The organism is Agreia sp. (assembly GCF_964263775.1).
GTDB lineage: Bacteria > Actinomycetota > Actinomycetes > Actinomycetales > Microbacteriaceae > Agreia.
In genome coordinates this window covers 11,726-26,715 of sequence record NZ_CAXVWM010000062.1, presented here as the reverse complement: position 1 = coordinate 26,715, position 14,990 = coordinate 11,726, and the positions used below count along the sequence as shown (strand labels likewise).

The following is a 14,990-nucleotide window of genomic DNA, read 5'->3' as shown; positions in this document are numbered from 1 at the left end:
GATCAGGCTCGCCCCGGCACCAACAGGCCCGATTCGTAGGCGACGATCACCAGCTGCGCGCGGTCGTGGGCGCCCAGCTTCGTCATCATGCGGTTGACGTGCGTCTTGGCGGTCTGCGGCGAAATCACCAGGCGCGAGGCGATCTCGCCGTTCGAGAGGCCGATGCCCACGAGGAGAAGGATCTCGCGTTCGCGCTCCGTCAACAGGACCAGTTCGTCGGGCACGGCCTGCGACGTCGGCTCGGCCGGCAACAGGTAGCGATCGATCAGGGCGCGCGTGGCCTTCGGTGACAACAGCGCCTCGCCATCGTGCACTGTGCGGATCGCGGCCATGAGTGCATCGGCCTCGGTGCCCTTTCCGAGAAACCCGCTGGCGCCTGCGCGCAGAGCGCGCAGCACGTATTCGTCTTCTTCGAAGGTGGTCAGAATCAGGATGCGAGTACCCGCGAGTTCGGGGTCGGCACAGATCGCCTCGGTCGCCTGCAGCCCGTCCATCACGGGCATCCGGATGTCCATGAGCACGACATCGGGACGGATCGCGCGAACCATGGCCACGGCCTCGAGGCCCGTGGACGCCTCGCCGACGACGGTGAAACCGTCGGCATGCGACACCAGTTCGGAGACGGCGGTGCGGATGAGCGCCTGGTCATCTGCGAGCACCACGGAGATCACGAGGGGTCCTTCGATTGGGAGGTGTCGGCACGGGAGGCGTCGATGTGGGAGGCGTCGACGTGGGAGGTGTCGACGTGGGAGGCGTCGACGTCGGAGGTGTCGAACGGGAGGCGCACGACGAAGCGGTGCACCGGGCCTGGGCCGAACGACGTTTCGAGGCTTCCCCCCACCGAGGAGACGCGCTCGCGCACGCCGACGAGGCCGTGCCCGACCGCGACGACGATGCGGTCGTCGCGCCGAAGCCTCGTCACGTTGGTGACGGAGATCTCGAGGCCGTCGGATGCGTATTCGAGCTGCACGAGGGCGCTGCCGTCGCCGCCGTGCTTGTGGGCGTTCGTCAGCCCCTCCTGCAGTGCGCGGTGAGCAACGATGTCTCGCAGCGAATCGAGCTCGACCGGGGTGCCGACCGTTCTCTGCTCGACGACCAGTCCCGCCTTCGAGAACGCGTCGAGCAGCTGGGGAAGGTGTAAGAGGCCCGGAGTCGGTGCCAGTGCGCCCGGGTGAGCGCCGTCTGACGAGCGCAGCACAGTCAAGAGGCTGCCTATTTCTTTGAGCACAGTGCGAGCCGCCTCTCGAACGATGCCGAGCGAGCGTTCGGCGTCATCCGGTCGTGTGCGCAACGCCTGCGAGGCCGAGGCGGCGTGCAGGTTGATCACCGCGATCTGGTGGGCCATCACGTCGTGCAGGTCGCGGGCGATGGCGAGTCGCTCCTCGGCCACGCGCCGCTCGGCCTCGGACTCGCGGGTCTCCTCCGCGCGTCGTGCGCGCTCGGTGATCGCCTGGATGAAGGCGCGCCCGTTGTGCTGCGCGACCCCACCGGTGGCGGCCAGCCCCACCAGGGCGACGAGCAGGATGAGCGATTGGATGCCGCGCGATTCGGCCGGCGGCGCGAGAATCAGTACCGCGCCGATCGCCCCGGCGGCGGCACCCGCCAGGATCAGCGCGGGGGTGCGGCCCTGGCGAGATCCGACGCCGAACACGGTGATCATGACGGTCAGAATCGACGCGACGACCGGCCCGGTGCCGACGAGTCCGAGGTGGGAGAGCAGCTCGACGGCGGAGGCTACGGCGATCGCGGCGGCCGCGGTGCTTCGGGGCGAACGTGTGCGAAGCACCAGCACGGCGACGAGGGCCGTGGCGACCAGCGCCGAGGTCAGCAGAATGGCCGGCGTGGCTTCACCTGACGCTCCGCCACCGGGCGCGGTTTCGCGGCGGGATGCGACGAGCACCGGAACGCAGACGACGATGATCGCGAGGGCCGACGGGATCCAGCGAAGCCGAACGGGCAGGGGCGACTCGAACGGCACGGGAGCTGCTCTCCGAAAACCAGACATCATTCGCGTACCTCCCCTGACTCGTCTCGCTGCTGTCCAGTCTCGCAGTCCGGGCCTCTCGTGCGCGTCCCACGTTCGTGGTAGTCGAAGATGCCGTGCCGGGGTGACGACGCGGATCCGTTTCGCGGCCAATCTGGAGTGATCGTGCACAACGCACGTGCAGACAGCACAGGAGAAACTATGCCGGTTCCGGTTCTCGCGGCGCGAGACGTCACGAAGTCCTACGGTCGAGGAGCGGCCCGCTTCGACGCCCTGAAAGGGGTGTCCCTCGACATCGAGGAGGGCGAGTCGATCTCGATCGTCGGCAAGAGCGGATCGGGCAAGTCGACCCTGATGCATCTGCTCGCGCTGCTCGACAAGCCATCGACCGGCGCAGTCGAACTCAGCGGCCGCGACGCCGGCGTTCTCGGAGGACGCACGCTCAACCGCACCCGAAACCAGACCTTCGGCTTCGTGTTCCAGCAGTTCTATCTCACGCCGAACACCTCGGTACTCGACAACGTGACGCTGCCGCTGCGAATCGCCGGAATCGGAGGCACAGAGCGCAGGCGCCGCGGAATGGAGGCGCTCGAACGCCTCGAGCTCGCCGACAAGGCCAAGAACCGGGCGACCGACCTGTCGGGCGGGCAGAAGCAGCGCGTCGTGATCGCCCGGGCGCTCGTGAACGACCCGCGCGTGATCTTCGCCGACGAGCCGACGGGCAACCTCGACACGGCGACGGGAGCGGTCGTCGAAGACATCTTGTTCGACCTCAACCGACGCACCGGCATCACGCTGATCGTCGTGACGCACGACGACGACCTGGCTGCGCAGACCGACCGCAGTGTCGTCATCAAAGACGGACTCATCGTCGACCGCAGGGGGGAAAGCGCATGAACGGCCTCGATCTGATCCGATCGGCGATCAGCAACACGTTCCGCAGCAAGACCCGAACGACCCTCACCGTGCTGGCCATCTTCATCGGAGCCTTCACCCTGGCGCTGACGAGTGGGGTCGGAACAGGCGTCAACCGCTACATCGATACGACGGTCGCCTCGATCAGTGCCGATGACGTGATGACGGTCACGAAGACTGCCGAGGACACGACAGACGGGCCCGCGAAGTACGAGCCCGACACCACCAACGTCGTGAGCGCCTCGGGCAGGCCGGGAACCACGGTCGAGGCGATCACGGCCGACCAGCTCGATCGTCTCCGGGCTGTGCCGGGTGTCGAATCGGTGGAGCCTGTGCTGACCGCGCGACCGAACTACATCGAATACGACGGCGGCACTCGGTACCAGGCGTCGATCGGCGGGTTCGTGTCGGGCATGAGCCTCGACCTGGCGGCAGGAGCAGAACCCGAGAGCATCGGCGACGCGTTCGAGGTCGCCCTGCCCGTGTCGTATGTCGAGCCGCTCGGCTTCTCGAGCGATTCGGATGCGATCGGCAAGGTCGTGACGTTCGGAATCACCGACCAGACGGGTGCGTCGAGCACCGTCGAGGCGACGGTCACCGGCGTCGCGGAGGCCGGGCTGCTGGGCACGTCGAGCATCACGGCGAACGACGCGCTGACGACGGCACTCTACGACGCGCAGTCCGTGGGCCTCAGCCGTTCGACGAAGGACAGCTACGCGTCGGTGAGCGTGCGATTCGATGCCGCCGCATCCGACGATCAGGTCTCGACGATCAAGAACGAGCTGAAAGAGATCGGCTACGACGCCTCGACAGTGCAAGACCAGATCGGGTCGTTCAAGACGATCATCGATGCGATCGTGCTGGTGTTGAACGGCTTCGCGGTGATCGCGCTCATCGCGGCGGGGTTCGGCATCGTGAACACACTCCTGATGAGCGTGCAGGAGCGCACCCGGGAGATCGGACTGATGAAAGCCATGGGCATGGGCGGTGGACGAGTGTTCGGACTGTTCAGCCTCGAGGCCGTGTTCATCGGATTCCTCGGCAGCGCGATCGGAGCGATCGGTGCGATTCTCGCGGGCACCGCACTGAACGGGATCCTGGCCAACGGGCTGCTGTCGGCGTTGCCGGGGCTCACCCTGATCGCTTTCGACCCCGCGTCGATCGCAGTCATCATCCTCGTCGTCATGGGCATCGCGTTCCTGGCCGGAACGATCCCGGCGCTTCGCGCGGCGCGGCAGGATCCGATCGAATCGCTGCGTTACGAGTAGTCCGCATTCACGTTCGCTCCGAAGCCCTGTGGATAACTTTCGCGGGGCTTCGGCGTTTCGGGGCATCATGTCTGTCGAGGCCGAGCGACAGGAGAATGCGAGTGGCGAACGCCGTGCAGCTGATCACCGAGCGTGTGCGCGATCGAGTGCGCCGTGAGGGTGTCGACCTCGCCTCCGACGAGGGCCTCGCACGGCGCTTCGTCGACGACGAGGTACGAAGCTACACCGAGCGGGCGCTGGGCGGCGGCGCCCCTCTGCTGGCCGATGAGACGGTCGCAACCCGGCAGGTCGTGGCATCGCTCACGGGATTCGGTGCGCTCCAGCCCCTGCTCGACGACGCGAGCATCGAAGAGATCTGGATCAACGCGCCGAGCAAGGTGTTCATCGCCCGCAACGGGGTGTCCGAGCTGTCGAACGTGGTGTTGTCCGATCTGGAGGTGCGCGAGCTCGTCGAGCGAATGCTGCAGAGTTCGGGCCGACGCGTCGACCTCAGCTCGCCCTTCGTCGACGCGTCACTTCCCGACGGCAGCCGGCTCCACGTGGTGATTCCCGACGTCACCCGCGCGCACCTGGCGGTGAACATCCGAAAATTCGCCCGGCGCATCCGCGATCTGCACCAACTCGTCACCCTCGGGGCACTCACCCAGCAATCTGCCGAGTTCCTGCGGATGTGCGTGCTCGCGAACCAGAACATCCTGGTCTCGGGGGCCACGCAGAGCGGCAAGACCACCTTGCTCAACGCGCTCTTGTCGGTCGCGCGCGCCAGCGACCGGATCGTCACCGTCGAGGAGACATTCGAACTCGATCTCACGGCTCGTGACGTCGTCTCGATGCAATGCAGGCAGGCGAGTCTCGAGGGCACGGGAGAGATCACGCTGCGCCGGCTCATCAAGGAGGCGTTACGCATGCGACCCGATCGCATCATCGTCGGAGAGGTACGCGAAGCCGAGAGCCTCGATCTGCTCATCGCGTTGAACTCAGGGTTGCCCGGCGCGTGCAGTATCCATGCCAACAGCGCGCGCGATGCCCTCGTCAAGTTGTGCACCCTGCCCCTCCTCGCGGGGCGCAACATCGATGCGGCCTTCGTGACGCCCACTGTGGCATCGTGCATCGATATCGTCATCCACTGCGAGATGGACAAGCGAGGAGTCCGGAGGATCGTCGAGATCCTCGCGCCGAGTGGCAATCTTGCCGGCTCGACCGGCCAGGGCGGAGTCATCGAGGCCAGTACGATCTTCGCCCTCGACGGTGATGAGCTTGTCGCAACCGGCGGATACCCGACGAAGCTGGCGAAATTCCGCTCGGCCGGTCTCGACCCATCGATCGTGTTGGCGCGGGGCAACCGATGAGCACGGCGCTCGGCCTCCTGCTCGGACTCGGAATCGTGCTGTGCGTGGCCCCCGCCCTCTGGCCCGCGTCGACCGGCTCGGGGCATCCAGCACGTGCCGGCCGCCTCCGCGCCCTTCTCGATCGAGCCGGGTTCGAGAGGGTCCCCGTCTCCGTATTCATCGCCATAAGCGCGTGCCTGGGGCTGGTCACCGCGGCTGTCGCCGAAGCCTCGCTCTCGGTACTCGCCCTCGACGCCGCGGCGCTCGCGGTCGGAGCTCTGCTGCCCATCACCGTGGTGCGCCAGCGTGGCCGTGCTCGTCGGCGGGCCAGTCACACCGTGTGGCCTGATGCCGTAGACCACCTGGTGTCGGCGGTGCGCAGCGGTGTCGCCCTTCCCGACAGCGTCAGCACGCTCGCGCATGCCGGCCCCATTGCCAGCCGGGTCGCGTTCGCCGAGTTCGAGGCGATGTACCGCACGACGGGCAATTTCGGTGTGAGCCTCGATGCGCTCAAAGCGCGCCTCGCCGACCCCACCGCCGACCGCATCCTCGAGACGCTGCGAATGTCTCGTGAGGTCGGTGGCTCCGACCTCACGAGGGTGCTGCGGAGTCTCTCAGGCTACCTCAGGGAAGACGCCGCGATTCGCAGCGAGGTAGAGGCCCGGCAGTCCTGGGTGATGAACGCGGCCCGGCTCGGCGTCGCCGCTCCGTGGATCGTACTGTTGCTTCTCTCCACACGTCCCGAGGCGGCAGCCGCCTACAACAGTCCTGGCGGCGCGGTCTTGATCGTCGGCGGACTCTGCCTCAGCGTCGTCGCCTACAGGATCATGCTGGTCATCGCACGCATACCCGACGAAGAGCGGTGGTTCGCGTGAGCGCCGCTGTTGCCTGGGCCCTGATTCTGGGAGTTGTACTCGGTGTCGGGCTGTGGTCGTTGGCCAGTCTGGCGCCCCGGCTGTCACGACCCTCGCTATCCGAGCGCACCGCTCCGTATCTCGTCGACGTCTCGGCCGGTGCACGGCAATTCTTGTCGAGGAGGTCGAGCGATCCGTTGCCGTTCTTCGGCGTGCTTCTCTCGCCGCCGGCGCGCGTGGTCATCGACGTGCTCAATGGCGTTCTCGGGGGCACGGAGCAGATCGAGCGCAGACTGGCACAGTCACGATCGTCGATCTCGGTCGAGTACTTTCGCTCTCAGCAGCTCGTGTTCGGGGTGGTCGGCATGATCGCGGGGGCCGTGGCCGTCGTCATCTCCTCATACGCGGCGTCCGTTCCCGTGATGACGCAGCTCGCCATCCCCATCGTGCTCGGCGCTGTGGGTATTGCGGCTCGCGATCTGCTGCTGCGAACGGCTGCTCGCAGGCGTATCGCGCGAATCGACAGCGAGCTGCCGACGGTGCTCGAGTTTTTGACGCTCAGTCTGTCAGCGGGCGAGACCGTGCTCGACGGCCTCCGGCGCGTGGCCCGAGTCTCGAGTGGCGAACTTGCACGCGAGTTCGGCGTCGTGGTGGCCGATGTCAATTCGGGCATCGGTCTTGTGGCAGCTCTCGACGCCCGAGCGCAGGCCCTGTCGCTTCCCGCCTTTACTCGCTGCGTCGAGCAGATGACAGGCGCCCTCGATCGCGGAACCCCGTTGTCCGACGTTCTTCGTGCCCAGGCACAGGATTCCAGGGAAGACACGAAGCGCGCCCTGCTCGAAGCCGCGGGCAAGAAAGAAGTCACGATGCTCGTGCCTCTCGTGTTTGTGATTCTGCCCACGACGGTGCTGTTCGCCGTGTGGCCGGGCATCGTCGTTCTTCAGACGGGCTTCTGACGAGACCCGTAGCCATTGCCGTGAAAATCGTGCTGACCCGCTCCACTCGACACCGCAGAAATGAGTAAATGATGTCCTTTCTTTCCGCTCGACTCGCCCGCCACCTGCGCGACGACAGGGGCGACGTGCCCGGCTGGGTGCTGATCACGCTGATGACCGCGGGGTTGGTGATCATCATCTGGGGACTCGCAGGGCCAGCGCTCAGCCAGGTCTTCGAGCAGGCAATCGACCGCGTCACGGCTTTCTGAACCGGTGGGCACCTCGCCCCTGCGCAGTGCCGCGCACAGACTGCGGCGAGACGAGGGCTCGGCCGCCGTCGAGTTCGTTCTCGTCGGCGTGTTGCTCACAGCCCTCACCCTCGGGGTCATTCAGCTGGCCTTCGCCCTTCATGTGCGCAACACGGTGCTCGATGCGGCGTCAGAGGGGGCGCGTTTCGCGGCGCTGGCGGGCAACACTCCCGAAGACGGAGCAGATCGAACCCGCCAGCTCATCGCCCTTGCTGTCGGGGCCGACTACGCCGACGACGTGACCGCGGGCTACTCCGATTACCTCGGTGTGCCGGCGATACGGGTCACAGTATCCGCCCCCCTTCCTCTCGTCGGACCTTTCGGACCCCCGAGATCATTGGAGGTGACCGGACATGCCGCTGCGGAGACGCTTGATGGCTGACGACGGCTCTGCCTCGCTCGAGTTCATCACCGCGGGCGTACTGCTTCTCGTGCCGCTGGTCTACCTCATCACGGCACTCTCCGTGCTGCAGGGCGCGGCGTTCGCCGCAGAGGGTGCGGCCCGCCAGGCGGCGCGTGTCTTCGTCCAGTCCGACACGACCGAGCAGGCAGCGGCGGCGGCCCAGCAGGCGGTCGCGATCGCGTTCTCCGACTTCGGCATCACCGACGGGGTGGCTCCCGTCGAGTACTCGTGCGAGCCGGTGCCGGATGCGTGCCTCACCCGGGCGGGCCATGTCACCGTGACCGTACGTGTGTCCGTTCCGCTGCCCCTGATGCCCGCCTTCCTCGGCCGGGAAGGCTCGGGAGGAATTCCCTTCGTCGCCACTGCAACGCAGGCCGTTTCCCGGTTTCACTCATGAGACGCAGTGCCCGTGCGAGGGCGGCGGCACTGATTGTGCGCTGTCGCTCCGACGAGGGCTCGACACTGCTGCTCACGATCTTCTACGCCGCGCTCGCGCTGCTCGTCGTACTCGTGGTGATCGCGTCGTCGAGCCTGTACCTCGAGCGCACGAGACTGTTCACGCTGGCCGACGGCGCCGCGCTCGCGGGCGCCGAGTCCTTCTCGCTCGACGAGGTCGAACTCGTCGACTCCGCGGTCGTGCCGCTGCTCGATTCGCAGTCCGTCGCCGCCGCGGTCGATGGCTACCTCGCCGACACGCCATCGGCCACCTCGTTCGACGACCTCACCGTGATCGAGGCGACGACCACCGACGCCAGGAGCGCCACGGTCACGTTATCGGCCTCGTGGCGCCCGGCCGTGCTGTCGCTCATCGTGCCCGACGGTTTTCCGATCGACGTCACCTCCGTGGCGCGCTCGGTCTTTCGCTGAGCCCAGCGTAATGGCCCCGAAAAAGGCGTCTTTGCGCGGTGTAGCGTTGAACCTCATGACGTCGAGTTCACCGACCCCGCAGACCGAACTCACCGAGCGGGCGAAGTGGCAGGCATTCGCTGTGGCCGTCGGCGTCGCCGCTCTCACCATTCTCGACCTGTCGAAGGTCAATGTCGGCCTGCCCTCGATCGAGAAAGCGCTCGGAGCCGGGTCGACCGAACTTCAACTGATCGTCGCGGGATACGCCCTCGCGTTCGGACTCGCGCTGGTTCCTGCCGGACGCCTGGGCGACATCTACTCGCGCAAGCTCCTGTTCTCGATCGGCCTCGTCTCCTTCACCCTTGCCAGCCTCGCGTGCGCGCTCGCGCCATCGGTCGGGTTCCTGCTCGTCGCGCGCATCCTGCAGGGCGTCGCCGCAGGCATCCAGATGCCCCAGGTGCTCGGGCTTGTGCAGCAGTTGTTTCAGGGCACCGCCCGTGGGCGTGCATTCGGCATCTTCGGCGCCACGATCGGGGTCGCGACAGCGTTCGGGCCGACCCTCGGCGGCCTGCTGATCGCGATCGGCGGCGAGACCGATGGCTGGCGACTGCTTTTCTGGATGAACATTCCACTCGGACTGCTCGCCCTGTTCTTCGCGCTGCGCCTGCTGCCGACGAAGCCGAAGGGCACGACGGTGAAGACGCAACTCGACCTCGTCGGCATCGTGCTGCTCGGATTCTCGGTCTTCAGCGTGATGGTGCCGTTCGTGTTCACGACGGGTGGCCCGAGCGACGACCCGAAGCGCTGGTTCTGGCTTGTCGGCTTCGTGCTCGGAACGGCAGCCTTCCTGCTCTGGGAGCGCGACTACGCCCGCCGAGGCAAGTCGCCGGTGGTGCACTTCGCCCTCTTCCGCATCGCGTCGTACCGCAACGGCATCCTCGTGGCGACCGCGTACTTCGCGGCCATCCCGGGCACGTTCCTGCTCACGACTCTCTATCTGCAGCAGGGCCTCGGGGCGCTTCCCGTCTTCGCGGGCATGGTCAGCATCCCGTTCGCGCTCACCTCCGCGGCGAGCTCGTTGATCGGCGGGCGCATCGTCGAGCGCTATGGCCGCAAGCTGGTCGTCATCGGCACGGCGACCGTGATCGTCGGCTTCTCGCTCATTCTCGCCGCCGCCGTGCTCACCCCGCGAGACGAGACGATCTGGTGGATGGCCGCCGCCATGGCCGTCGCGGGAGCGGGAGGCGGTCTCGTGATCTCGCCCAACCAGACGCTCACGCTCGCGGAGGTTCCGGTCAGCGAGGGGGGTGTCGCCGGCTCGCTGGCGCAGGTCGGGCAGCGGGTCGGAACCGCCATCGGCGTCGCTGCCGTCAGCTCGACATTCTTCGCGACCCTGTACCGAGACGCGTCCGACCCCGACCAGCTCACGGCCTACCATGAGGGCTTCCGCAACGGCATCCTGATCGCGATCTCTCTCATCACGGTCTCGCTCATCGTCGGACTCGTCGACCTGCGCTCGCGCGCACGGGCGAAGGCCCGCGAGGCCGCCGTGCCCGAAACCTGAACAGGTGCCCGAAATGTGAATAGGCCGATGCAGGATCAGGCCGACGGCCGGCCGGGCCTGCGGGGAACGTAGCGGGGCACATAGCGCAGCATGAGGCCCGCGCCGAGCAGGCCGACAACGCCGATGATCGCGGTCGAGAGCGGCAACGTCGCGACCGCGACGACAAGCGACACGAGCAGAGGAGCGGCCGCCGTTACCGCGTCACCCGTGAATCGAAAGGCGCCGAGAAAAGGCGCTGGGTCGTTCTTCGGGGCCAGATCGGCGCCCAGGGTCATCAGGATGCCGCTGCCGATGCCGTTCGCGAGGCCGGTGACGACCGTCACGCCGATGAACCAGCCGACCGCGTTCTGCAGGTCGTGGGTGAACGAGAGAACGACGAGTCCGATGCCCATGCCGAGCATCGACGGCACGACGCTCCAGAGCCGACCGAACCGGTCCATGACCTGGCCGCTGGCATAGAACAGCGCGAAGTCCATGGCTCCGCCGAGACCGATGATGAGGGCTGTGGTGCTCTCCGAAAGACCGAGGCTCACGGCCCAGAGCGGCAGGATGACCGAGCGGCTCGCCCGGAGCGCACCGACGATCGCCACCCCGGTGCCGAGTCGCACCAGCACCCCGCGAAATTTCCAGATCGTGCGGAACAGCCCCTGCGACTCCTCCGCGACGACGTGCTCGCCCTCGGCCTCCTGCGTGCCCTGCGCGCTCGCTCGTGCTGAGGCGCCCGAGGTCGGGTCGGGCATCACCATCAAGATCACGATCACGGCGACGGCGGCAATCAGGTGCACCCAGAACACGACTTCGGCCTGCGAGGTGAGGGTGATGAGCCCCGCGGCGATGAACGGGCCCACGAACCAACCGGCCCGAAAGGTTCCGCCGAGCGTCGACAGGGCACGCGCGCGGTACTGCAGCGGCACGAAAGTGGTCATGAACGCATGGCGGGCCAGCGCGAAGGTGGCGGCCGAGAGGCCGAGCAGAAAGATGCCGACCCCGAGCATCCAGGGCCCGGATGCGACGATGCAGGTCGTGACGCCGACGATCGAGACGAGCGACGCCCCCACCATCGCACGGCGCTCGCCGATCCGGCTCACGATCCAGCCGCTCGGGATGTCGCCGATGAGTTCTCCGACCATGATCATCGCGGCGATGAACCCGGCCAATGCGAGGCCTGCTCCGAGGTCTTGGGCGATGGCCGGGATGACCGGGATGATCGAGCCCTCGCCGATGGCGAAGAGCAGCGACGGCAGGAGGGCGGGGAGAGCGATGGAGCGGAATCGGAACCCGGTCTCGGTGTCGCTCATGTCGCATCCACTGTACGCCGAGGATCGTCGACGGTCGCCCGGTAGGCTGAGGGCACCATGCAGGAACTAGATTTCAGCGAGCAGATCGCCGCCCTCCGCTCCACTTTCCGCGACATCCTCTCGGTCATCGACGTCGATGAGCTGACGGCGCGCATCGACGACCTCAGCGCGCAGGCCGGTGTTCCCGACCTCTGGGACGACACGGAGAAGGCGCAGAAGGTCACCAGCGCCCTGTCGCACGCGCAGGCCGACCTCGCCAAGGTCACGAACATCACGTCTCGCCTCGAAGACCTCGAGATAATGGTCGAGCTCATCAACTCCGAAGGCGACGAAGAATCCGCCCAGGAGGCGCAGGCCGAGCTCGCCAGCATCACGAAGGTGCTCGGCGAACTCGAGGTGCAGACGCTGCTGAACGGCGAATACGATCCTCGCGCGGCCGTCATCACCATTCGCGCCGGAGCGGGCGGCGTCGATGCCGCGGATTTCGCCGAGATGCTTCTGCGCATGTACCTGCGCTACTCGGAGCAGCACGGCTACTCGGTCACGGTTCTCGACACCAGCTACGCCGAGGAGGCCGGCATCAAGAGCGCCACGTTCGAGGTCGATGCGCCCTACGCATTCGGAACCCTCTCGGTCGAGGCGGGAACGCACCGGCTCGTTCGTATGAGCCCCTTCAACTCAGCCGGCAAGCGGCAGACGAGCTTCGCGGCCGTCGAGGTCATTCCGCTTATCGCCCAGACGGAGTCGGTCGACGTTCCCGAGAGCGACATCCGGGTGGATGTCTTCCGCTCGTCGGGCCCGGGCGGCCCGTCGGTCAACACGACAGACTCGGCCGTGCGCATCACGCACCTTCCCACGGGAATCGTCGTGAGCTGCCAGAACGAGAAGAGCCAGATTCAGAACAGGGCTGCCGCTTTGCGCGTTCTTCAGTCGCGACTGCTGTTGCTGCAGCGCGATGAGGAGAACGCGAAGAAGAAAGAACTGGCCGGGGTCATCACGGCCAGTTGGGGCGACCAGATGCGCAGCTATGTGCTCGCGCCGTACCAGATGGTCAAAGACCTGCGCACCGACTTCGAATCGAACAATCCGTCGAACGTCTTCGACGGCGAGCTCGACGGCTTCATCTCGGCAGGCATCCGCTGGCGTAAGCAGAAGGTCGCATAGGCGACGCAGGGCTGTCGTCCAGACTGACGCGCCAATCGGGCATCCATGGCGAGTCGCGCGCCGAGTGCCACGCAGGCTGAGCTTAAGCTCACCCTGCCATGATTCGATTTGATCACGTATCCCAAATTTACCGGGGAACCAAGAAGCCGGCGCTGAACCGCGTCGACCTCGAGATTCTCCGTGGTGAATTCGTCTTTCTTGTCGGCGCGTCCGGTTCCGGCAAGTCGAGCTTCCTGCGCCTCGTGCTGAAGGAGGACAAGCCCACGAGCGGCAGCATCCACGTGCTCGGCCAAGACCTGGGCACGATCTCGTCGCGCAAGATCCCCTATTTCCGGCGTAACCTCGGGGTCGTCTTCCAGGACTTCAGGCTGCTGCCGAACAAGAACGTGTTCGACAACGTGGCATTCACGCTGCAGGTCATCGGCAAGTCGCGAGGGTTCATCCAGGAAGCGGTGCCCGACGTGCTGGCCATGGTCGGTCTCAACGAGAAGGCGAACCGCCTGCCGCACGAGCTCTCGGGCGGTGAACAGCAGCGCGTCGCCATCGCCCGCGCCGTGGTGAACAAGCCCGCGATCCTGCTCGCCGACGAGCCCACAGGCAACCTCGACCCCCTCACCAGCGGCGGCATCATGCAGGTTCTGCAACGCATCAATGCCGGCGGAACCACCGTGATCATGGCCACCCACGACAACGCCATCGTCGATCAGATGCAGCGCCGTGTGATCGAGCTCGTTCAGGGTGAGGTCGTGCGAGACGAGCTCGAAGGCGGCTACGGCATGACGGCCGAGATCGCGCTGCGGGACAGTGGCATGACGGCCGAGATCGGCATTCCCGGACTGGTGCGCGGCAGCCGGGGGATGGGCGCCGGCACTCCCACCTTCTCCACGCCGGTCGTCGCACCTGAGGGTCGCGGCGCGACTGAAGCGCCCGCCGCGTCGACGCTGGTGCCCGTCGCCCACGAACCGATCACCGCGGCCCCGACCGCGGCCAACGCGCAGTCCCAGCCCGACGCATCCGCGCCCCCGGCTCCGCTGTCGGCCCAGCCGCGCACCGTCGACCCCGTCACAGACCAGCTCGGACTCGCCGAGAAACTGGGCCTCCGCGCGCCCGGCGAACGCATCGACCCCCAGGACCAGAACGTAGGACCCACCTCGTGAGACTCGGACTCATCTTCGGCGAGGTCGGCACCGGCCTCAGGCGCAACGTCTCGATGGTCATCTCGGTCGTTCTCGTGACCTTCATCTCGCTCACCTTCGTGGGCACCGCGATACTGCTGCAGATGCAGATCGGCCAGATGAAGAACTACTGGTACGACAAGGCCCAGGTCGCCGTGTATCTCTGCACCGCTACGGACGCGGGAGAGACCTGCGGCGACGGCGACGTGACCCAAGACCAGATCGACGCCGTCGAGGCGCAGCTCGACGGACCGACGCTGTCGCCCTTCATCGACAAGTTCTACTTCGAGAACCACGACCAGGCCTACGAGAACTTCCAGAAGCAGTTCGCAGGCAACCCGGTCACCGAGTACGTGACGCCGGATCTCCTTCCGCAGACGTTCTGGGTCAACCTGAAAGATCCGACGCAATCGGCGGTGCTCGTCGAGAGCGTGTCGGGCTTCGCGGGCGTCGAAAGCGTCACCGACCAGCGAAGTTACCTCGAGCAGATCTTCACCGTGCTGAGCGCGGCCAGTTACACGGCCATCGCGGTTGCGGCGATCATGCTCATCGCCGCCGTCTTGCTCATCGCCACGACCATTCGTCTCTCCGCCTTCTCGCGTCGTCGAGAGCTGGGAATCATGCGCCTGGTCGGTGCGTCGAACCGGTTCATCCAGACCCCGTTCATCATCGAGGGCGTGATCGCGTCGCTGATCGGTTCCGCCCTGGCGGGGCTGGCGATCTGGGCGATCGTGAGGTTCTTCGTGCAGGGCTGGCTTCTGGAGCAACTGCCGTTCACGTCGTTCGTCAGCACCGGAGACGCTCTGGTCGTCGCCCCGATATTGATCGTGGTGGGCGCCGTGCTCGCGGCCCTGTCGGCGAAGTTCGCGATCACCCGGTATCTCAAGGTCTGATCGGGCATAGCGTGCCATCGCGGGCGTTCGCGCCCGTGTGCGGTTCGGCCGGGCG

Annotated in this window: 16 protein-coding genes; 13 read left to right on the top strand and 3 right to left on the bottom strand. The window is 66.6% G+C overall.

From position 1 onward, the window contains the following. Positions 1 to 2 precede the first annotated feature (2 nt). Both ACE5CZ_RS05400 and ACE5CZ_RS05395 read right to left on the bottom strand, forming a co-directional pair. Positions 3 to 671, bottom strand: a complete 669-nt coding sequence (locus ACE5CZ_RS05400) for a response regulator (RefSeq protein ID WP_374946314.1) — start codon at positions 669 to 671, stop codon at positions 3 to 5. Continuing rightward, complete coding sequence (locus tag ACE5CZ_RS05395) at positions 668 to 1,978, bottom strand: sensor histidine kinase (protein WP_374946313.1); 1,311 nt, start codon at positions 1,976 to 1,978, stop codon at positions 668 to 670. Before ACE5CZ_RS05395 ends, ACE5CZ_RS05400 begins: the two co-directional genes overlap by 4 nt. 207 nt (positions 1,979 to 2,185) lie before the next feature. Between ACE5CZ_RS05395 and ACE5CZ_RS05390 the strand changes: the two genes are divergently transcribed. The 10 genes from ACE5CZ_RS05390 (at position 2,186) to ACE5CZ_RS05345 (ending at position 10,405) form a co-directional block, all read left to right on the top strand. Beyond that, positions 2,186 to 2,881, top strand: coding sequence for an ABC transporter ATP-binding protein (locus ACE5CZ_RS05390; RefSeq protein WP_374946312.1), 696 nt, complete (start codon positions 2,186 to 2,188; stop codon positions 2,879 to 2,881). Continuing rightward, positions 2,878 to 4,167, top strand: coding sequence for an ABC transporter permease (locus ACE5CZ_RS05385; RefSeq protein ID WP_374946311.1), 1,290 nt, complete (start codon positions 2,878 to 2,880; stop codon positions 4,165 to 4,167). The genes ACE5CZ_RS05390 and ACE5CZ_RS05385 overlap by 4 nt, the downstream gene beginning before the upstream one ends. Positions 4,168 to 4,262: 95 nt before the next feature. Next, the gene (locus ACE5CZ_RS05380) at positions 4,263 to 5,516 is read left to right on the top strand and encodes a CpaF family protein (RefSeq protein ID WP_374946310.1); all 1,254 of its coding nucleotides are present in this window, start codon (positions 4,263 to 4,265) and stop codon (positions 5,514 to 5,516) included. Then, the gene (locus ACE5CZ_RS05375; RefSeq protein ID WP_374946309.1) at positions 5,513 to 6,370 is read left to right on the top strand and encodes a type II secretion system F family protein; all 858 of its coding nucleotides are present in this window, start codon (positions 5,513 to 5,515) and stop codon (positions 6,368 to 6,370) included. The genes ACE5CZ_RS05380 and ACE5CZ_RS05375 overlap by 4 nt, the downstream gene beginning before the upstream one ends. Further along, complete coding sequence (locus ACE5CZ_RS05370) at positions 6,367 to 7,305, top strand: type II secretion system F family protein (protein WP_374946308.1); 939 nt, start codon at positions 6,367 to 6,369, stop codon at positions 7,303 to 7,305. The genes ACE5CZ_RS05375 and ACE5CZ_RS05370 overlap by 4 nt, the downstream gene beginning before the upstream one ends. Positions 7,306 to 7,373: 68 nt before the next feature. Beyond that, entirely contained in the window at positions 7,374 to 7,553 is a 180-nt protein-coding gene (locus tag ACE5CZ_RS05365; RefSeq protein WP_374946307.1) for a hypothetical protein, read from the top strand. 4 nt (positions 7,554 to 7,557) lie between these two features. After that, complete coding sequence (locus ACE5CZ_RS05360; protein WP_374946306.1) at positions 7,558 to 7,974, top strand: TadE/TadG family type IV pilus assembly protein; 417 nt, start codon at positions 7,558 to 7,560, stop codon at positions 7,972 to 7,974. Continuing rightward, entirely contained in the window at positions 7,967 to 8,392 is a 426-nt protein-coding gene (locus tag ACE5CZ_RS05355; protein WP_374946305.1) for a hypothetical protein, read from the top strand. The genes ACE5CZ_RS05360 and ACE5CZ_RS05355 overlap by 8 nt, the downstream gene beginning before the upstream one ends. Further along, the gene (locus ACE5CZ_RS05350) at positions 8,389 to 8,862 is read left to right on the top strand and encodes a pilus assembly protein TadG-related protein (protein WP_374946304.1); all 474 of its coding nucleotides are present in this window, start codon (positions 8,389 to 8,391) and stop codon (positions 8,860 to 8,862) included. The genes ACE5CZ_RS05355 and ACE5CZ_RS05350 overlap by 4 nt, the downstream gene beginning before the upstream one ends. A gap of 55 nt (positions 8,863 to 8,917) precedes the next feature. Next, a complete protein-coding gene (locus ACE5CZ_RS05345; protein WP_374946303.1) occupies positions 8,918 to 10,405 on the top strand; it encodes an MFS transporter in 1,488 nt (495 codons plus the stop codon). Between the two features lie 35 nt (positions 10,406 to 10,440). Here ACE5CZ_RS05345 and ACE5CZ_RS05340 read toward each other — a convergent pair whose 3' ends face one another. Beyond that, positions 10,441 to 11,703 carry an MFS transporter gene (locus ACE5CZ_RS05340; protein ID WP_374946302.1) on the bottom strand — a complete coding sequence of 421 codons (1,263 nt, stop codon included), beginning with the start codon at positions 11,701 to 11,703 and terminating at the stop codon, positions 10,441 to 10,443. A 57-nt stretch (positions 11,704 to 11,760) separates the two neighbouring features. Between ACE5CZ_RS05340 and prfB the strand changes: the two genes are divergently transcribed. The 3 genes from prfB to ftsX all read left to right on the top strand — a co-directional run bounded on the left by prfB (position 11,761) and on the right by ftsX (position 14,935). Beyond that, positions 11,761 to 12,867 (top strand): peptide chain release factor 2, encoded by a 1,107-nt coding sequence (prfB, locus tag ACE5CZ_RS05335; RefSeq protein WP_374946301.1) that lies wholly within the window; start codon positions 11,761 to 11,763, stop codon positions 12,865 to 12,867. Positions 12,868 to 12,965: 98 nt separating this feature from the next. Continuing rightward, complete coding sequence (gene ftsE, locus ACE5CZ_RS05330; protein WP_374946300.1) at positions 12,966 to 14,024, top strand: cell division ATP-binding protein FtsE; 1,059 nt, start codon at positions 12,966 to 12,968, stop codon at positions 14,022 to 14,024. Next, on the top strand, positions 14,021 to 14,935 hold the full coding sequence (ftsX, locus tag ACE5CZ_RS05325) for a permease-like cell division protein FtsX (protein ID WP_374946299.1): 915 nt from the start codon (positions 14,021 to 14,023) through the stop codon (positions 14,933 to 14,935). The genes ftsE and ftsX overlap by 4 nt, the downstream gene beginning before the upstream one ends. Positions 14,936 to 14,990: the final 55 nt, after the last annotated feature.

Bases quoted from the DNA above. Each gene is read 5' to 3' on its own strand.
- ACE5CZ_RS05390 (WP_374946312.1), top strand. From the start codon at position 2,186: ATGCCGGTTCCGGTTCTCGCGGCGCGAGACGTCACGAAGTCCTACGGT.
- ACE5CZ_RS05385 (WP_374946311.1), top strand. From the start codon at position 2,878: ATGAACGGCCTCGATCTGATCCGATCGGCGATCAGCAACACGTTCCGC.
- ACE5CZ_RS05380 (WP_374946310.1), top strand. From the start codon at position 4,263: ATGCGAGTGGCGAACGCCGTGCAGCTGATCACCGAGCGTGTGCGCGAT.
- ACE5CZ_RS05375 (WP_374946309.1), top strand. From the start codon at position 5,513: ATGAGCACGGCGCTCGGCCTCCTGCTCGGACTCGGAATCGTGCTGTGC.
- ACE5CZ_RS05365 (WP_374946307.1), top strand. From the start codon at position 7,374: ATGATGTCCTTTCTTTCCGCTCGACTCGCCCGCCACCTGCGCGACGAC.
- ACE5CZ_RS05355 (WP_374946305.1), top strand. From the start codon at position 7,967: ATGGCTGACGACGGCTCTGCCTCGCTCGAGTTCATCACCGCGGGCGTA.
- ACE5CZ_RS05350 (WP_374946304.1), top strand. From the start codon at position 8,389: ATGAGACGCAGTGCCCGTGCGAGGGCGGCGGCACTGATTGTGCGCTGT.
- ACE5CZ_RS05345 (WP_374946303.1), top strand. From the start codon at position 8,918: ATGACGTCGAGTTCACCGACCCCGCAGACCGAACTCACCGAGCGGGCG.
- ACE5CZ_RS05340 (WP_374946302.1), bottom strand. From the start codon at position 11,703: ATGAGCGACACCGAGACCGGGTTCCGATTCCGCTCCATCGCTCTCCCC.
- prfB (WP_374946301.1), top strand. From the start codon at position 11,761: ATGCAGGAACTAGATTTCAGCGAGCAGATCGCCGCCCTCCGCTCCACT.
- ftsE (WP_374946300.1), top strand. From the start codon at position 12,966: ATGATTCGATTTGATCACGTATCCCAAATTTACCGGGGAACCAAGAAG.